Annotated in this window: 21 protein-coding genes; all 21 read right to left on the bottom strand. The window is 44.7% G+C overall.

All coding sequences use genetic code 11. The features are described from left to right. Positions 1-104: 104 nt before the first annotated feature. The 21 genes from spoIVA to prsW all read right to left on the bottom strand — a co-directional run bounded on the left by spoIVA (position 105) and on the right by prsW (position 15,709). On the bottom strand, positions 105-1,583 hold the full coding sequence (gene spoIVA, locus AC0YN6_RS13190) for a stage IV sporulation protein A (RefSeq protein ID WP_475747303.1): 1,479 nt from the start codon (positions 1,581-1,583) through the stop codon (positions 105-107). Positions 1,584-1,880: 297 nt separating this feature from the next. Next, positions 1,881-2,633: a hypothetical protein gene (locus AC0YN6_RS13185; protein WP_475747301.1), complete on the bottom strand. Its 753-nt coding sequence runs from the start codon at positions 2,631-2,633 to the stop codon at positions 1,881-1,883. Positions 2,634-2,719: 86 nt separating this feature from the next. After that, positions 2,720-3,067, bottom strand: a complete 348-nt coding sequence (locus AC0YN6_RS13180; protein WP_475747299.1) for a 2Fe-2S iron-sulfur cluster-binding protein — start codon at positions 3,065-3,067, stop codon at positions 2,720-2,722. Then, positions 3,067-3,669 (bottom strand): nucleotidyltransferase family protein, encoded by a 603-nt coding sequence (locus tag AC0YN6_RS13175; protein ID WP_475747298.1) that lies wholly within the window; start codon positions 3,667-3,669, stop codon positions 3,067-3,069. The genes AC0YN6_RS13180 and AC0YN6_RS13175 overlap by 1 nt, the downstream gene beginning before the upstream one ends. Positions 3,670-3,701: 32 nt before the next feature. Next, complete coding sequence (locus AC0YN6_RS13170; RefSeq protein ID WP_475747297.1) at positions 3,702-3,998, bottom strand: 2Fe-2S iron-sulfur cluster-binding protein; 297 nt, start codon at positions 3,996-3,998, stop codon at positions 3,702-3,704. 54 nt (positions 3,999-4,052) lie between these two features. Next, a complete protein-coding gene (locus AC0YN6_RS13165) occupies positions 4,053-4,232 on the bottom strand; it encodes a DUF2768 family protein (protein ID WP_475747295.1) in 180 nt (59 codons plus the stop codon). A 137-nt stretch (positions 4,233-4,369) separates the two neighbouring features. After that, positions 4,370-4,645, bottom strand: coding sequence for a stage VI sporulation protein F (locus AC0YN6_RS13160; RefSeq protein WP_475747294.1), 276 nt, complete (start codon positions 4,643-4,645; stop codon positions 4,370-4,372). An 81-nt stretch (positions 4,646-4,726) separates the two neighbouring features. Beyond that, positions 4,727-5,761, bottom strand: coding sequence for an NAD(P)H-dependent glycerol-3-phosphate dehydrogenase (locus AC0YN6_RS13155; RefSeq protein ID WP_475747293.1), 1,035 nt, complete (start codon positions 5,759-5,761; stop codon positions 4,727-4,729). A gap of 10 nt (positions 5,762-5,771) precedes the next feature. Continuing rightward, positions 5,772-6,368, bottom strand: coding sequence for a glycerol-3-phosphate 1-O-acyltransferase PlsY (gene plsY, locus AC0YN6_RS13150; protein WP_475747292.1), 597 nt, complete (start codon positions 6,366-6,368; stop codon positions 5,772-5,774). A gap of 12 nt (positions 6,369-6,380) precedes the next feature. After that, the gene (der, locus tag AC0YN6_RS13145; protein WP_475747290.1) at positions 6,381-7,703 is read right to left on the bottom strand and encodes a ribosome biogenesis GTPase Der; all 1,323 of its coding nucleotides are present in this window, start codon (positions 7,701-7,703) and stop codon (positions 6,381-6,383) included. A gap of 77 nt (positions 7,704-7,780) precedes the next feature. Beyond that, positions 7,781-7,960: a capping complex subunit for YIEGIA gene (locus tag AC0YN6_RS13140; protein ID WP_475747289.1), complete on the bottom strand. Its 180-nt coding sequence runs from the start codon at positions 7,958-7,960 to the stop codon at positions 7,781-7,783. Then, the gene (locus AC0YN6_RS13135; protein ID WP_475747288.1) at positions 7,953-8,870 is read right to left on the bottom strand and encodes a YIEGIA family protein; all 918 of its coding nucleotides are present in this window, start codon (positions 8,868-8,870) and stop codon (positions 7,953-7,955) included. The genes AC0YN6_RS13140 and AC0YN6_RS13135 overlap by 8 nt, the downstream gene beginning before the upstream one ends. Then, the gene (locus AC0YN6_RS13130) at positions 8,870-9,514 is read right to left on the bottom strand and encodes a YphA family membrane protein (RefSeq protein ID WP_475747287.1); all 645 of its coding nucleotides are present in this window, start codon (positions 9,512-9,514) and stop codon (positions 8,870-8,872) included. The genes AC0YN6_RS13135 and AC0YN6_RS13130 overlap by 1 nt, the downstream gene beginning before the upstream one ends. Before the next feature lie 98 nt (positions 9,515-9,612). Then, a complete protein-coding gene (rpsA, locus tag AC0YN6_RS13125; protein ID WP_475747285.1) occupies positions 9,613-10,848 on the bottom strand; it encodes a 30S ribosomal protein S1 in 1,236 nt (411 codons plus the stop codon). Positions 10,849-10,929: 81 nt separating this feature from the next. Continuing rightward, a complete protein-coding gene (locus AC0YN6_RS13120; RefSeq protein ID WP_475747284.1) occupies positions 10,930-11,508 on the bottom strand; it encodes a lysophospholipid acyltransferase family protein in 579 nt (192 codons plus the stop codon). Positions 11,509-11,511: 3 nt separating this feature from the next. After that, positions 11,512-12,180 carry a (d)CMP kinase gene (gene cmk / locus AC0YN6_RS13115; RefSeq protein WP_475747483.1) on the bottom strand — a complete coding sequence of 223 codons (669 nt, stop codon included), beginning with the start codon at positions 12,178-12,180 and terminating at the stop codon, positions 11,512-11,514. Positions 12,181-12,352: 172 nt separating this feature from the next. Continuing rightward, the gene (locus AC0YN6_RS13110) at positions 12,353-12,550 is read right to left on the bottom strand and encodes a hypothetical protein (protein WP_475747282.1); all 198 of its coding nucleotides are present in this window, start codon (positions 12,548-12,550) and stop codon (positions 12,353-12,355) included. A gap of 54 nt (positions 12,551-12,604) precedes the next feature. Continuing rightward, on the bottom strand, positions 12,605-13,258 hold the full coding sequence (locus tag AC0YN6_RS13105) for a flagellar brake protein (protein ID WP_475747280.1): 654 nt from the start codon (positions 13,256-13,258) through the stop codon (positions 12,605-12,607). A 58-nt stretch (positions 13,259-13,316) separates the two neighbouring features. After that, on the bottom strand, positions 13,317-14,672 hold the full coding sequence (ypeB, locus tag AC0YN6_RS13100; RefSeq protein WP_475747279.1) for a germination protein YpeB: 1,356 nt from the start codon (positions 14,670-14,672) through the stop codon (positions 13,317-13,319). A gap of 105 nt (positions 14,673-14,777) precedes the next feature. Continuing rightward, entirely contained in the window at positions 14,778-14,939 is a 162-nt protein-coding gene (locus AC0YN6_RS13095) for a hypothetical protein (RefSeq protein ID WP_475747278.1), read from the bottom strand. A 74-nt stretch (positions 14,940-15,013) separates the two neighbouring features. Beyond that, a complete protein-coding gene (gene prsW / locus AC0YN6_RS13090; RefSeq protein ID WP_475747277.1) occupies positions 15,014-15,709 on the bottom strand; it encodes a glutamic-type intramembrane protease PrsW in 696 nt (231 codons plus the stop codon). Positions 15,710-15,717: the final 8 nt, after the last annotated feature.

Genomic DNA, 15,717 nt, shown 5'->3' with positions numbered 1-15,717 from the left:
ATACAGCCGTTTGCCAATTTCAAGTAGCAACTTTCATTTCCGCCAAAACAAATAAAACCGCTCCCTATTTGGCGGCGGCTTATTTGTATACTAGATTCGTTCAGTTACAGGATGATGGCAATCAATCCACCGGAGCCCTCATTAATGATTCGTCCGAGTGTTTCCTGAAGCTTGTAGCGAGCATTATCCGGCATCATTGCAATTTTGCCCTGAATACCTTCTCGTACAATCGAATGCAGGGAACGACCGAATATATCAGACTCCCAGATTTTGATCGGATCATTCTCAAAGTCTTGCATTAAGTATCTTACCAGTTCTTCACTTTGCTTCTCCGTGCCAATAATCGGAGCGAATTCCGATTCCACGTCGACACGAATCATATGAATGGACGGTGCTGTAGCCTTCAGCCTAACCCCAAAGCGCGAGCCTTGACGGATTAGCTCCGGCTCATCAAGAGCCATTTCTGCAAGTGACGGAGCTGCAATACCGTATCCGGTCGTTTTGACCATTTCCAATGCTTCAGCAAAACGGTCATACTCCCTCTTGGCATGAGAGAACTCTTGCATCAACTGAAGCAAGTGATCTTTGCCGCGAATCTCGACTCCGACTACTTCCATCAGGATACGGTCATACAGCTCATCTGGAGCGTACAAGTCGATCTCAGCGACACCCTGGCCCATATTCATTCCGCTTAGTCCAGCTTTGGCAATGAAATCATATTCCATGAACTGAGTCACTACTCGATCGACGTCACGTAACCGGCGAATATCCTTAACCGTATCACGTACAGAACTCTCGTAGTTGCTGCGCAGCCAGTGTCTATCGCTCAGCACCATCACCCAGCTCGGCAGATTAACATTTACCTCATGCACAGGGAATTCGTAGAGCACTTCTCGCAAGACCGAAATGACCTCTTCCTCGCCCATCGTCGCTACGCTAAGCGTCATAACCGGAATATCATATTTCGCTTGCAGCTCATTGCGTAATTGCAAGGCCTCTTCACCCTTGGGACGAGTGGAGTTAATGATGAGCACAAATGGCTTGCCGACTTCCTTCAGCTCGTTAATGACACGCTCTTCAGCAACAACATAGGAGCTGCGCGGAATTTCGGCGATTGAACCGTCTGTCGTAACAACAACACCGAGTGTTGAATGCTCTTGTATTACTTTGCGCGTTCCGATCTCTGCCGCTTCCTGAAATGGAATTGGCTCATCGAACCATGGAGTTGTGATCATGCGTGGACCATTTTCGTCCTCATAGCCCTTCGCGCCTTCTACAGCATATCCAACACAATCGACCAGTCTCATGTTTACCTCAAGTCCATCGGTAACCCTGAGCTTTACCGCTTGATTCGGGACAAATTTTGGCTCTGTTGTCATAATCGTCTTACCTGCGGCGCTTTGAGGAAGTTCATCCACGGCTCTCGCACGGTCTGATTCGTTCGCAATGTTAGGAAGTACAACCGTCTCCATAAACCGTTTAATAAACGTTGATTTGCCCGTCCGGACAGCCCCGACAACCCCGAGGTAAATATCCCCGCCGGTTCTTTCGGCTATGTCCTTGAAAATATCTACTTTCTCCACTGAATATCCCCTCCCAATTGATTTTTCCGGTTCGCCGCCATCCACCGGTCAATAGGGCAGGCCAGCGACGCAACTCGTACATGCTTTTTGGACTAGTAACATCTTATGTGCAAGCTTTCCGATTATGACGATTCCTTGCATGAAATCTTTTTTTGTTCCTCTGCGGGCTTCCCTTCCAAGATTGAGTTATATGAGAAAAAGAGCAAATCTATGACCCTAATGGTCAAAAAAAACCTCTCCAAGACAATAGTCAAGGAGAGGCTATAAGGTAACATTTAAGTATAAACGTGTATGATCCTATTGCTTTACAGCCTGCGGCTCATTATTTACATAGTGATAAACAGGTGCTTTGACGGGAACAAAGTCTGATCCATCGACTAGCAATGTACGCAAATCCAACTCCGCAGCAAAATCTGTTTTTCCGCTTTTCTGAATAAATTGCATAATATCGATACCATAGTCAGAGTATACAACGCCATTATCATCTACGAGCGCTTGAATCGATTGCCCTGAAAAAACACTTTGAATAATCGGAGCAGATTTATTCATCGCTTTGTAATCAATTTGATAATAACCTGGGTAGGTTTGTACTCCTTTGGGAAGAACTTTGTTTGTTTGGATATAGGAGGTAACCGAGGCCTGAATATCATTAATTTTTTGGTACGCTAAAATATCGAGCAGCTTCACTCTAGGCGTTGTCTCTTCATCAATGATAAGGTAGCTATAATTACCGCCCTTCTCAAAAGCCGATGAAGGGATATCCGTTAGATAGCCTGTCCGCCCAAGCACGCCAAAATCAATATAAAACTTTTCATATCTCGGCGTGTCCGCCGAACTGTTCTTCATAGGCAGCATGCCCGTTTCAGCCTTATATTGATCAATAGCTGCCTGCACATTTCGCACTGCATCTTTTGGAGCTACCTGATTTTGTTTGAGCTGGTCTTTCGGATACATGCAGCCCGACAACGCAAACAAAATAACAAACAAAGCAGAAAATGCTGCTGTTCGACGAGCATAACTCGGCAGCTTCTTCGTAAATATTCCGTTCATTGTTTATAACCTCCTTAAGGTTTGCGTAGCAAACCACTTCGTAAGCATTAACTTAGGTTTGCGTAGCAAACCTACTTCGTATGCCGCTACCATAATCCGTCGTTTTCCTCCGCTTGCTTTGCCAGTTGTCGCGCTACTGCTGCTCGAAGCGGATCGAGCGGAATTTCCACATCTACTTTGCCAGCTACTCTTGCTTGGCATGACAATCGAATATGGTCTCCGTCTAATCCGTACAGCTTCCGCCTCTCCACATCCGCAATCGGCTGCAGCACACTTCCAGGGCGCACGGAGACCTTGCACATGAAGCAAGCAGCTTTGCCGCCGCATCGTGTACGAATGGGGATATTAGCGCGTCTGGCGGCGTCTAGCAGCGTTGTACCCGGCTTCACTCTAACGGTCTTGCCAGATGGCCAAAAGGTAACCTCTCCATCCATCACAAGCCACCGACCTTTCGATTGAATAACAATTGATGTAAACTGCGCTTAGCCTCTAAAGCAAATGAATTATTTGATTCAATCGCAATCAAGGCTTCCTCATGAAGGGCAGGAGCTTCAGCATACGCTTGAATGATAAGATCGACACGATCCATGCGTCCACGCAAAAAATTAAACCAAAGCTCATGCGCAAGTGGAACAACAGATACGGATTGATCAGAATCGCGTAGTTTAACTTGTTTGGAGAGGGGAATCAGAAGCTCTCTAACCATAGTCTTATAATAGGAGTCTCGGGCGTTCACCTCAAAGCCGCCAACAAGCTCAACCTGAATATCATGAATTAGAAAATGGCAAAGGGTTGAGCGATACATATCCGTTACACTAAGAATCGGTTGATCAATGGCGAATGACTCCAGCGACTTATAAATAGCGTGTATATCCTCTTCGTCGCAATAAATATCCAAGTCGCGAGGATCAGCTGATAATGGAAGGCTTCTTAACATAAGACTAGCACTACCGCCAATCACCCACTGCGCTTGACTTGATTCAGCGGCTTTTTTCACGACAGCCAGCGCTTTATGAATTCGTTCGTGTTCTGACATCGCCGGCACGTCCTTCTTCAGTTGCATATGCATTAAAAATAAGGTTTGTTGGCAGCTTTAATTATCGCATCTGCACTTTTAACTACGGCCTGACAGCCCAGTCGGTAACCTTCATCAAACTCCTCTGGCTCAAGGCGGTCCCACTCCACATCTGTTACCTCTTCAAGCTGGTCTCTGCCCTCTGTTACCAAGCAGCGGCACCGTGCACATGTACCTCTAGCACATGAGGAGCTCCAGTCGATCTCATGTTTAAGTGCGAGGTCAAGCAGTGACAAGCCTTCTTCTGCTTTTACTACAGCTGTTTTGGTCCTACCCTTTAATTCAATCATTGTATGTCATAATCTCCTTTTTGCAGTGAACAAACGTCCCCTATGTAGTATGAGTTAAATAATAGATATAAGACCGCAAATAAATCCAATAATTAGAATGAGAAACGCAATTAGCGAAAGTACAAATTTCACTGCACCTTTCGTTTTCAAACGAGCAAACGTAATTAAAAGGGCCGCAATCGCCATCATACCAATGCCGAATAGCGAAACCCACATTTTTGTCATCGCATCCATAATAATTCCATTCTCCTAATCTATATCATAATGAATTCTCACCCATTATAACATCGCACAAAAAAAAGGACAAAAGCCGACAGAGCATTTAACCGAATAATAAAATTCGGAACGCTCCTCGCTTTTGTCGCTTCATTTTATTTTTTTATCATCATTTTCATGAGTGCTTCCATATTGCTAGCGCTCATGCCGCTGGCTTTGACAGCTTTTACGATATCATTTACGGTCGATTCCGAGACCTTGACTTTAGCCACTTCCGATACTTGCTTGATTAGCTTGCGGAGCTCAGCTTCGTCTTGCATTGTTTCTGCTGTTACTCCACTGGCAAGCTTCTTGACAGAGCTCTCGGAAATTCCCTTACCAGTCTTTTTATTAATCGAATTGAGAATATCCTTGGAAAAATCTCTCGCCATACCCTACACCTCCAGCATGCGCATGTGTCTTGCTCCATGCATCATATGAGAAGGGCAGATGTTTGGTGTAGGCGCTGGTTCTTAGCCCAGCTCTTCGATTTCATGCGTGCGAAGTCTGCCCATAAGATGCTCAACAGCTGTCCGTGGTGCTTTATTTGCGAACAAAACCTCGTATAGCTGAAACGTAATCGGCATTTCCACTTCATACTGTTTGGCTAAACTATACGCTGCACGAGTCGTGCGAACGCCTTCTACAACCATTCCCATCTTGCTGAGCACATCTTCAAGCGGCGTCCCGTCTGCTAGCATATAGCCTGCACGCCAATTGCGGCTATGCTTGCTTGTGCAAGTGACGACAAGGTCTCCGACGCCTGCAAGACCGGCAAAAGTGAGCGGATTCGCACCCATAGCAGTTCCTAATCTGCTGATCTCCGCGAGTCCCCTAGTAAGTAAAGCAGCTTTGGCATTGTCGCCAAATTGAAGACCATCCGTCAAGCCAGCACCGAGCGCTATGATGTTCTTGATGGCTCCAGCCACTTCCACGCCTACGACATCTGGATTCGTGTATACACGGAAATGAGTATTCATAAGCGCATCCTGAGCTTGCTCAGCTGCTTTGATGTCTGTAGATGCGACTACAACCGTAGTTGGCTGCTTCAAGATAACTTCCTCAGCGTGGCTTGGTCCGGATAGGACAACCAGCTGTTCCAATGACCGACCAAGTTCCTCTGAGAGTACAGTTGTCATCCGCTTCATCGTATCCGATTCAAAGCCTTTAGTTGCGTGAACAACAACCGTCTCATTTGACAGAAATGGCGCTGCTTGCTTAGCCACATCGCGCATTGCGCCTGAAGGCGCAACGAACAAAGTAAGCTCAGCATCCTGCAGCGCCAGCTTCATATCCGTCGTTGCATGAATCAGCTCTGGAAGTTTAACGCCAGGCAAAAACTTGCTATTCACATGATTTCGATTAATGTCCTCCGCTTGTTCGCTGCTGCGCGTCCAAAGATTTACATGATATCCGTTATTCGCGAGTACGGAAGCTAGAGCAGTGCCCCAGCTCCCCGCAACAAGCACAGCCGCATTTTTCTTTATGGTTGAATTCAGCTTGGTCATGCGACGCTCACTACCCTTTCTTAGCACCTAACTTATTTTCCGTCCCTTGGAACAGCTTTACAATATTCGTCCGATGACGTACGAAAGCGAAGATACAGATCAGAAGACTTGCACATAGTAAAGGCACTGAAAAATAAAAGATGGAAATAAATAATGGCGTTAAAGCAGCAAACAATAAAGAACCGAGTGAAACATATCTAGTCAGAGCAATTACCGCAATAGCGATAATCCCTGCATAAAGCGCAGGAAAAAATGAAAGCGTCGCAATAACACCCACGGTGGTTGCAATTCCTTTGCCGCCTTTAAAACGGAACCAAATCGGCCAATTGTGCCCGATGATCGCAGCTAGTCCGCATAGCACTGGAATCCAATCATTATCACTAAGTGCCCGGCCAATGAATACGGTTGCCACACCTTTGGCGATATCGAGTAAGAACACCAGTATGCCCGGCCCTTTGCCGAGCACCCTGAGTGTATTCGTAGCTCCGGCGTTTCCGCTGCCGTGCTGACGTATATCGATACCTTTAACATATTTTGCTATAACGATACTAAATGATATTGAGCCTAACAAATAGCTTAAAGCAACCGCAATTACTCCGTATAACAAGCTACTTCTCCCCTAATCTTCTTCGGACTTACGACGCGAGAATATGCGTATTGGTGTCCCCTCAAAATTAAATGCAGCACGAATTTTATTTTCCAAATAGCGCTCATACGAGAAGTGCATAATTTCCGGATCGTTCACAAAAACAACAATCGTCGGCGGTTTGATCGCTACTTGTGTTACATAGTTAATTCGTAGACGTTTACCTTTGTCAGATGGCGGCGGATTTATCGCTACAGCATCCGATACAACATCATTTAGAAGATGCGTCTGAATACGCATAGCGTGCTGCTCTGAAGCATGCTTCACGACAGGCAGAAGCTTATGCAAACGCGTTTTCGTCAGTGCTGATAGATAAACGATTGGTGCGTAAGACATGAATAAGAAGTGATCACGAATGTTTTGCGAGAAATTTTGCATCGTTTTCTCATCTTTATCGACAACATCCCACTTATTCACAACAAATATTGATGCTTTTCCAGCTTCATGAGCGTAACCAGCGATATGCTTGTCCTGCTCAATGATGCCTTCTTCGCCATTAATCAAGACGAGAACTACATCCGCACGTTCTATCGCTTTCATTGCACGCATTACGCTGTATTTTTCTGTTGACTCATACACCTTGCCTCGTTTGCGCATGCCGGCTGTATCAATCAGCACATAGCGTTGCCCATCACGCTCGAAAGGTGTATCAATTGCATCGCGTGTCGTACCTGCAACATTACTTACAATAACACGATCTTCCCCAAGTAGTGCATTAACAAGAGATGATTTCCCCACGTTTGGACGTCCAATTAGCGCAACACGAATGACATCTTCATCGTAACCATCGTCTGTTTGGTCTGGAAGCAGCTCAACTGCAGCATCAAGCAAATCTCCAATTCCAAGTCCATGCGAGCCAGAAATTGCGATTGGTTCACCAAAGCCTAGTCCATAGAACTCATAAACCTCGTCCATGCGGCCATGATTGTCAACTTTATTAACAGCCAGCACAACAGGCTTGCCTGAACGAAACAGCATTTGAGCAACTTCATCATCCGCATGCGTCAAACCTGTTTTCGCATCCGCCATAAAGATAATTACATCTGCTTCTTCGATCGCGAGTTCAGCCTGCATACGGACAGATTTCATAATTTCGTCTTCGCCATCAATTTCAATACCGCCAGTATCAATAATGCTGAACGGTTTGCCATTCCACTCTCCGGTGCCATAAAGTCTGTCACGAGTGACACCCGGTTTATCCTCAACAATTGCTAGACGATCGCCGATTACCCGATTAAAAATCGTGGATTTACCCACATTTGGACGACCGACAATAGCGATAACGGGTCTTGCCATGTTTGTTTTCCACTCCTTCAAAAATACTCACGCTATCCATCATAGCAAAAAAGTGCGTTCTTGGCTAACTTTTCATATTATCGATGATTGACCAGTATAATTGTACCGTTCTTTAAATCATGCGCACTCGCATCCAAAATCTTCTCAAGCAGGAACGAGGTTTCTTCGAGTTTTTTTTCATTCTCTGCTATAAAAATAGGCGCTCCGCCGCTAACTGAATCCGCATAAATCGATACGACAGCTACAATCTCAGCCATTCTCCCCCGCTCCTTTCTTGTTTACGGATGCTTCTGTCGGCATTCGAACTGCGGATTCTAGAATCGGTACACGCATAATAACGGCTTTACCTTTATCCTCATCAAGCTCCTGCGGCAAAATAAATATAGCCAATCGCCCATCCTTCATATCCAGTTTTGCCATCGGTATTAGTGCAGGCTCACCATCGTCACGATAGACGCCTAATATCGTAGCTAAATCATAAAGAATCGCCTGCCGTTGTCCAAGATTACTTATGGTAACTTTTCCGTTCGAATTGTATGGTGTCAAAATAAAACCCATTCCACGCGCTGCTATAATTTCTTGATTGGATTTCAAACCCACATTCATAATATAAACGTTATCTACGAATAGATCAGGACCGTCCACCCGAACCTGAGCGCTTTCCACGGCGGCAATATGAGAAATTGCTTTTCCAGACTTAAGCTTCTCGACAATGAGCAGTGATAGAACTCCAGCAAGTATTCCTGTCCATATATTAACTAATATCCCAAATAAACATGAAAGTAACGCAGTCATAATTACTAAATAATTGCGTCCCTCAAAAACCATCGCAATGCCCTCGATATATGTCGAACCTCGTCCAACCAGCTCCATACTGTCGATTTTCGTCAAAGTCTCGCGTTCCATCTTGCGAACATCTCTAAACTGTTGAGCTGCCAATGTAAGAAATGTTATTGCCGTATAGTCCTTATTAAACAAAGCCGGCACCGCAACAGCACCAAGTGCTGCTGCAATTACACCGAGTGAAATATGAATAATACGGCCATGCGGATATGTTGGATATTGGCGATAGTCCGTTCTAAGCATAAGCAGACGTGAAATGATTCCGAAAGAAATACCGAGCAGAACGCCAACTAAATATTTATTTTCGCTGAGAAAATGTTGCATTAGGATGAACGTCCTCCTTTAATATGCCATAGTATTCCGCTTAGCTTCGATATGCCGATTCGGAGCGACTTTAACAGCAGGCTGGTCAACACCGCAGCCGCTAAAGCAATCCAAAAGCTATCCCACCACGCAACATTGCCAATATGAGCAGTGTACGAACCGAATCGCAGAGCTGCATTTATCGATTCACCGAGGACTGCCCCCCATACGATGATCCCAAACTGCTGTTTTACGTGAGCTGTAAATGCTCCACAAAAAATTCCGCACAACAAAGGAGCATCAAAGCTCGGATCAATCCAATGAAAAACAGGATCAAAACTATACATTTTGCGAACGAAACCCCAAATGACAGCAATGATTATCGTACACAATAATAAGTAACCTTTATAACTCCAATCCTCCGTATTTTTGAATGCTAGTAAGCCGATCAGCAATAACAAACAAACGCTAACATGGAGCTGCACATGAAGCAGGTGTGGAAATGGTGCCCACCAAAACGAAACGCCAAGCAATGCCATGATCGCGATAGCATAAAGTGACATTATACGACGGCTAATTTCTGGCGCCAAATAGGGCTTCCAGCCGGTCGCAATGAGAATAAACACAATAATCATAATCCAAATTGACATATATCCGGGGTTCAACGTTTTCTCACCTCTTGTACCCCCTATTATGCACCAAAAAAAAGGAGCTATTCCTGCGATATTTCGCAGAAATAGCTCCTTCTTGTATAAATAAAATGTTATTTAAGATTTTTAAGTTTGTCGCCGAAACGCTCTGCAAGCGAGTAGCTCATGCTCTCGTTGCTCAAGCTAACATTCGGGTTATCGATTTTCTCGATTTTTGGTGAGCGTGGAGCTCTTTCAGGTCTAGCGCTAGGAGCTGCTTGCTCAGGCGCTTCTTCTGTTTCTTTGATGCTTAGGCTAACGCGTTTTTCAGATGGGTTGAAATCAAGAACTTTCGCTTGAACTTCTTGGCCTTCTTGAAGAACCTCGTTAGGAGTTGCAATGTGGCGGTGAGCGATTTGGGAAATGTGAACAAGACCTTCAACGCCTGGAGCGATTTCAACGAAAGCGCCAAATGGAACAAGGCGACGAACTGTACCTGTTACGATATCGCCAACTGCAAATTGACCACCTGCAGAATCCCAAGGACCTGGTTGAGCGGCTTTCAAGCTAAGGCTGATTTTGCCAGCTGCCGGATCTACTTTAAGTACTTTAACGCGAACCGCTTGACCTTCAGCTACAACATCTTTTGGATGTGCAACGTGCTGCCATGAAAGTTCGGATACGTGTACAAGACCATCAATACCACCGATATCAACAAAAGCGCCGAATGGTGTAAGACGTTGAACGGTACCGTCTAGCTCTTGGCCAACTTCAAGCGCAGCAATAACTTGCTTTTTGCTTGATTCAAATTCAGCGTCAAGAACTTCTTTTTGAGACAAGATAACTTTGTTGTTCTCACGATCGATTTCTTTGATCTTCACGCGAAGCGTGCGACCTTTGTAACCTGCGAAATCTTCAACGAAGTGACGCTCAACCATGGATGCTGGAATGAAACCACGAACGCCAACATCAGCAACAAGTCCGCCTTTAACAACGTCAGCAACAGCAACTTCAAATACTTCGCCGCTCTCAAAACGTTTTTCAAGAACATCCCATGCTTTCTCGCCGTCAACTTGACGTTTTGAAAGAACAAGCTTTTCTTTCTCGTCGTCGATGCTAACAACTTTAAGCTCAACCTCTTGACCGATTTGAACAGCTTCCGCTGCGTTTTCAATCTGCACTGCAGAAAGCTCACGAACCGGAATAACGCCGTCATATTTATATCCAAGGCTTACATAAGCTTGGTTATCTTCGATTTTGACGATTGTACCTTTAACGGAATCGCCTTTTTTCAAAGACACGAAATTATCCAAAGCGTCTTGGCTTACTTCTTCCGCCACGGATTCTTGCACATTAGTTTCTTCTGACATTGAAATAACCTCCTCAGTTCATACCCCAACTTTATTTAAATCCGCAAGCGCCTAGAGCGAAAGCAGCATTTAAAACTTAAATTAACGATTGTTTGCAGCTAACTCGCGAATGCGAGCCATAATGGCGTCTGTTACTTGCTCAAGCATATCTGGTGATGATTCCTCAATAATTGCAGTAAGATCAATAGGCTTGCCGTAACAAACGATTATTTTGCTAAATGGTCTATACTTGCCGACAATAGCGACGGGAACGACTACCGCTCCGCTCCGAATGGCAATCATGGCTGCGCCTTTCTTGGCCGCCCCAGACTGATTGTTGCGGGAACCCTCTGGGAATATACCCATCACATTGCCGTCTTTCAGCAGGGTGATCGCTGACTTGATAGCGTCTTTGCTCACGCCGCCGCGTTTGACCGGGAAAGCACCAAACGAACGAATCAGAGGCCCAAAAACAGGAATTCTGAACAATTCCTCTTTCGCCATAAAATACACTTTGCGCTTCACCTTGACACCGACCGTAGGGGGATCAAAGTTACTTAAATGATTTGAAGCGAGAACAACTGGCCCTTCGGCTGGAATATTTTCCGTGCCCCTTGCTTCCAATCGAAATAACACCGTGTAAATGACACGCAAGAGAAACCTAAAAATAAGATATGACATAGTTTACTTCGCCTCCCCTGATTTGGTTCGGCTTAAATTCACAATTGCGTTAATTACTTCGTCAATTGTCATGGCGGTGCTGTCGAGAACTACAGCATCATCAGCGCATATTAGCGGTGAGATGTCACGTTGCTCGTCCAAACGATCGCGCTCTGCAATCTCAGCTTCCAACTGGGCTAGTGTTATAGTTTGGGTATCCGCTATTTCACGGTAACGGCGAAGCGCCCGTTCCTTAACGGATGCGGTAAGAAAAATTTTCAATTCCGCATTTGGCAGCACGTGTGAACCAATATCCCGACCGTCCATAACAACACCCTTGCGCTCAGCAAGTTTGCGTTGCAAAGTGCCGAGTACCTCACGTACGGTTTCGTTCGCAGCAATATGAGACACCTGAAGCGTCACCTCGCGCGAGCGAATCAATGCGGTTACATTTTCCCCATTCACAAATACGGACTGACCTTGCTCACCTGGCTGAAGCTCAATCTCTAAAGATCTTACTAGTTCAGCTAGCTTGGCAGTCTGATCCGCCGTTACTGCTGCTCTCTGAGCGCTGAGTGTTACAGCGCGATACATCGAGCCCGTATCGATATACACATATCCAAGCTGCTCGGCGACTTTTCGCGCAACCGAGCTCTTACCCGCACCTGCTGGTCCGTCAATTGCAATGTTCATGCGGTAGCTTTCACCTTCGTGATGCACCACTTAAGGTCAACCCCCTTTTTAGTAGAGACGGCTGGCCGGATGCATATAAGAATGCGACGCAAACCTCTCAAGAAAAAAGCAGGCTTTGCCTGCGAACGTGAAAATTATACCACACAATATACGCAGATGCAAAAGCTGAGCGTCAGTTCATGTGGGTTCCTTCCCACTGATCCACGCCCGTCAGCCAATATCGAACCGCATCATTTTGCAAAGCTGCTTGTGAACAAAGGAGTATAATAACGAGCGTAATAATGATTTTCTTCAATATATTGCTCACTTCATCTGTTAGTTTAATGATTTGTTTACGGCTCTTTTTTTTGCCAAAAAACGTTCGCCTCACACGAAAAACCACCTTCCTCTTTCAGGTTAGTTTTCCATATTTATCAAATGTTATTCAACGATTACGATATTCTAGCTGCTTCTCGAAGCAATATCTTATCACTTTTTGCCGTTCTGAATCGTTAATGCTGACATATTTAATCATCGCCTGTTTCCTTCCGGACTCAAGCTCGACAACACGTACTACTTCTCCTCGAAAAAAAGCATGCTCTATGGTCCCATTCTTAAATGGAACAAGTAACCAGCATTCCAGCACCTGTTCCGGTACGAGCTGCCATTTTCCATCACATATAAATGAAATGCCTCCACCGCCAACATCATCGGTCATGCAAACAAATCTTGCTTGGCTAGACATCTTTACCGCAATTTCTAGGTCAGCTGAAACACGGAGAAAGCTGCGGCGTTGAACCTTTGTTATGCGGTCTGCCTCAGGTCTGCGAATTTTGATTAGCCGTACGCCGTCTTCTTTGAAACCAAGTACATGTGAGTCAAAATAATTTTTTATACCGTCTTCGGATACAAAATAGACAGAAAGCTCGTCACCCAAAAAGAGACGCTTGTACCTGCCTGATTTCTCGCTGATCGGAATCTCTATTAGTAAGCCGTCCTCTTGCTCATCGGCAATTCGAGACTTGTATTCAATTGAAGCTTCCTCTTCATCTGAAGAAGCGATCTGATAGTACAGCATTTGGTTCACTTTAGGCAACAAATTGACTCCCCCCATTTACATGTCATTATAACACGTCGTTTTGAGGGGAGCCATATCGTTATTTGTCAGAAGCTGCCTTGGAATCGCTGTGAGACATTTCCTCAATTGATTCTTCCAAGCCATTCTCTGAGTTTATATAAACGCGATAAATCGTTCCGTTCATTTCTCCCGTATATTCGTAGCAAAGCACTTCCTCACCTAAATCATTGTAAATCAGTGCCATTTGATCGGTTCTAACTTTCATTTCTGGATTTAACGCCTTCCGAGCCTTCTCTTTCGAAATGATCGGAGCTGGTATATTACGCTTATGATGCTGGAATACATAATCATTGGCTTGCAGGCCAACTGTCTGCCCTTTATCAAGCGCTACTTTCACAGTCAACTTATCCGGGTAAATTAAAACCCCATTTTGCAAGCCAACATAAGTAAAAGCACCTGTGTTTCCATACATATCATAGCTTATGGCCTTCATATCAGGAAATCCGTGCTTCTTCAAAAAAGAATCTGCAGAGGACCTCGCTTCTTCTAAGCCCACCTTACGTTCTCCGATTTCCCGAGAATTCATAAAAAATAGGAGCTGGCCGCCCTTTTCTGAAAAATCCAGTTGAAGCGTATTGTCTTTTCCTTCTTTCACATTTGCTGTGAAAGAAGCATATTCCGTCCCCTTGGCATTTTCAACGACGTTAATCTCGGCATTCGGGTGGTCTGTAAACTTGGCCGCTTGTTTCTTAATATCTTCTGCGGTTACCATTTTCCCGCTGAGCATCTTGATCGTGCGCTTCTGATACATGCTGCTTACAGAAGGCCCCCAATTGATTTCAGGATATTCACTTACCTTCTTATCGACTGACTTAAAGCCGTCTACGATCACATTAGGATTTCCCGCTTCTTTCGAAGCTATCGCAATCTCAACGTCCATCCAGCGTAAGCGGTTATCGATCACATCTTTTTGCATTTTCGCAAGATCTTTTGATATTTGCTCCGAATTTGTATATAGCGTCTTCATCGTCTTAAATTCATCTGGGGTGAGCGGCTGTTTCGTCAAATCACGAACAGAGGTCTTGTATGCAAAATTGGCAATACGCGACAAGAAATCTTCTGCTTCATTGAAAGGAAGCATCGTAACAGGGAGCTGGTTGATTTCGTTTTGTGCTTGGCTTGTTAAGCGCCATACATTAACAAGACCCTTCCGATGAAAGCTTTGAGAGGTTGAGTTAACAGCAAGCGTGTTGCCTAACTGCTGGTGCAACTGCTCGACATGATTAGTTAAGTCGTGAAATGCTCGTTGATATTGGTTTTCGGCCTTTATCAAAATCGCGTTTTTCTCTTGTAGCTCCTGATAGCCCCAGTAGGCAGCGCCAATAAAAAGCACAGTCATAATGGGAAATAGGATTGAGCTGAGTCGACGGTACATAATACAAAAGCTCCTTTCTTGTGCAAAACCTGGTTTTAGTTTGGTTTGCCCAAGGGAGCTTTATGCATCCATCTATTTATTTGTCATTTCTTCATGTATTTCCCTTTAAAAAACACTATGCTCTTCAATTTCGAGATCATTCGCATTACTGCAGATGCATTGCTTAAAACCGGTATCAATGGCGTCTTTTTCTCTTCGTCCGCGAAGCACGAATTTCTCACCGCATACATTGCACCTAATCGTTACCTTAATTCTTGCAGCCTCCATATGCCCCTCCTCAGCGATTATTCGAATGCCGTCATTTCAGGCATTGCAATATAATGTAAGTATGGACGGATCAACTACAGTTTAATCTCATCTTCACGGACGAGAAATCGAAAGGGTGATCGTGCATTCGCATGATGCATTTTGCGTAAACCCCATAACCAGAGCACAATCATAAACGGAATAATAAAATACATCCAATTTGTGCGCAACGTAATCATGATCCAATCGTAAGTACCATGTAGAATAACCGGCAGCAAAAGTGATATGCCTAAGAAATATTTGGATTTGTTCTTAGGTGCAAACTTCGCTTTCCCTAAATAATAGCCCATCATGATACCGAACAATGCATGACCTGATACGGGGAGCAGTGCTCTAACAAGAAGTGTGCCAAAGGTTGCAGGAGAATATATTGCATACAAAACATTCTCAAGCGTCGCGAAGCCTAACGATATCGATGCTGCATATACAATACCATCGTATGGCTCGTCAAATTCCGTATGGTTGTAAATGACGTGATACAATACGAACCATTTCACAAACTCCTCAACGCCTGCTGATTCTCCAAAAGCAAAAACAATCGGATTCTCACCAAGCCAAAGCTGAAGTCCTCGTTGAATAACCATTATAGGCACAACAACAAGAATGCCTAGCACAAACATTCTAGCTACCATGTAGATTGGCTCTGCCTCGTAACGATCCCTTAAATATAAATAAGTAAGCAGCGAAACGCCTGGCGCAACAGCTGCGGTCAAAACAGAAAACAATAGCATTCTTCCCC

The organism is Paenibacillus sp. J22P15 (assembly GCF_056269345.1).
This window is presented reverse-complemented; position numbering and strand designations above follow the sequence as displayed.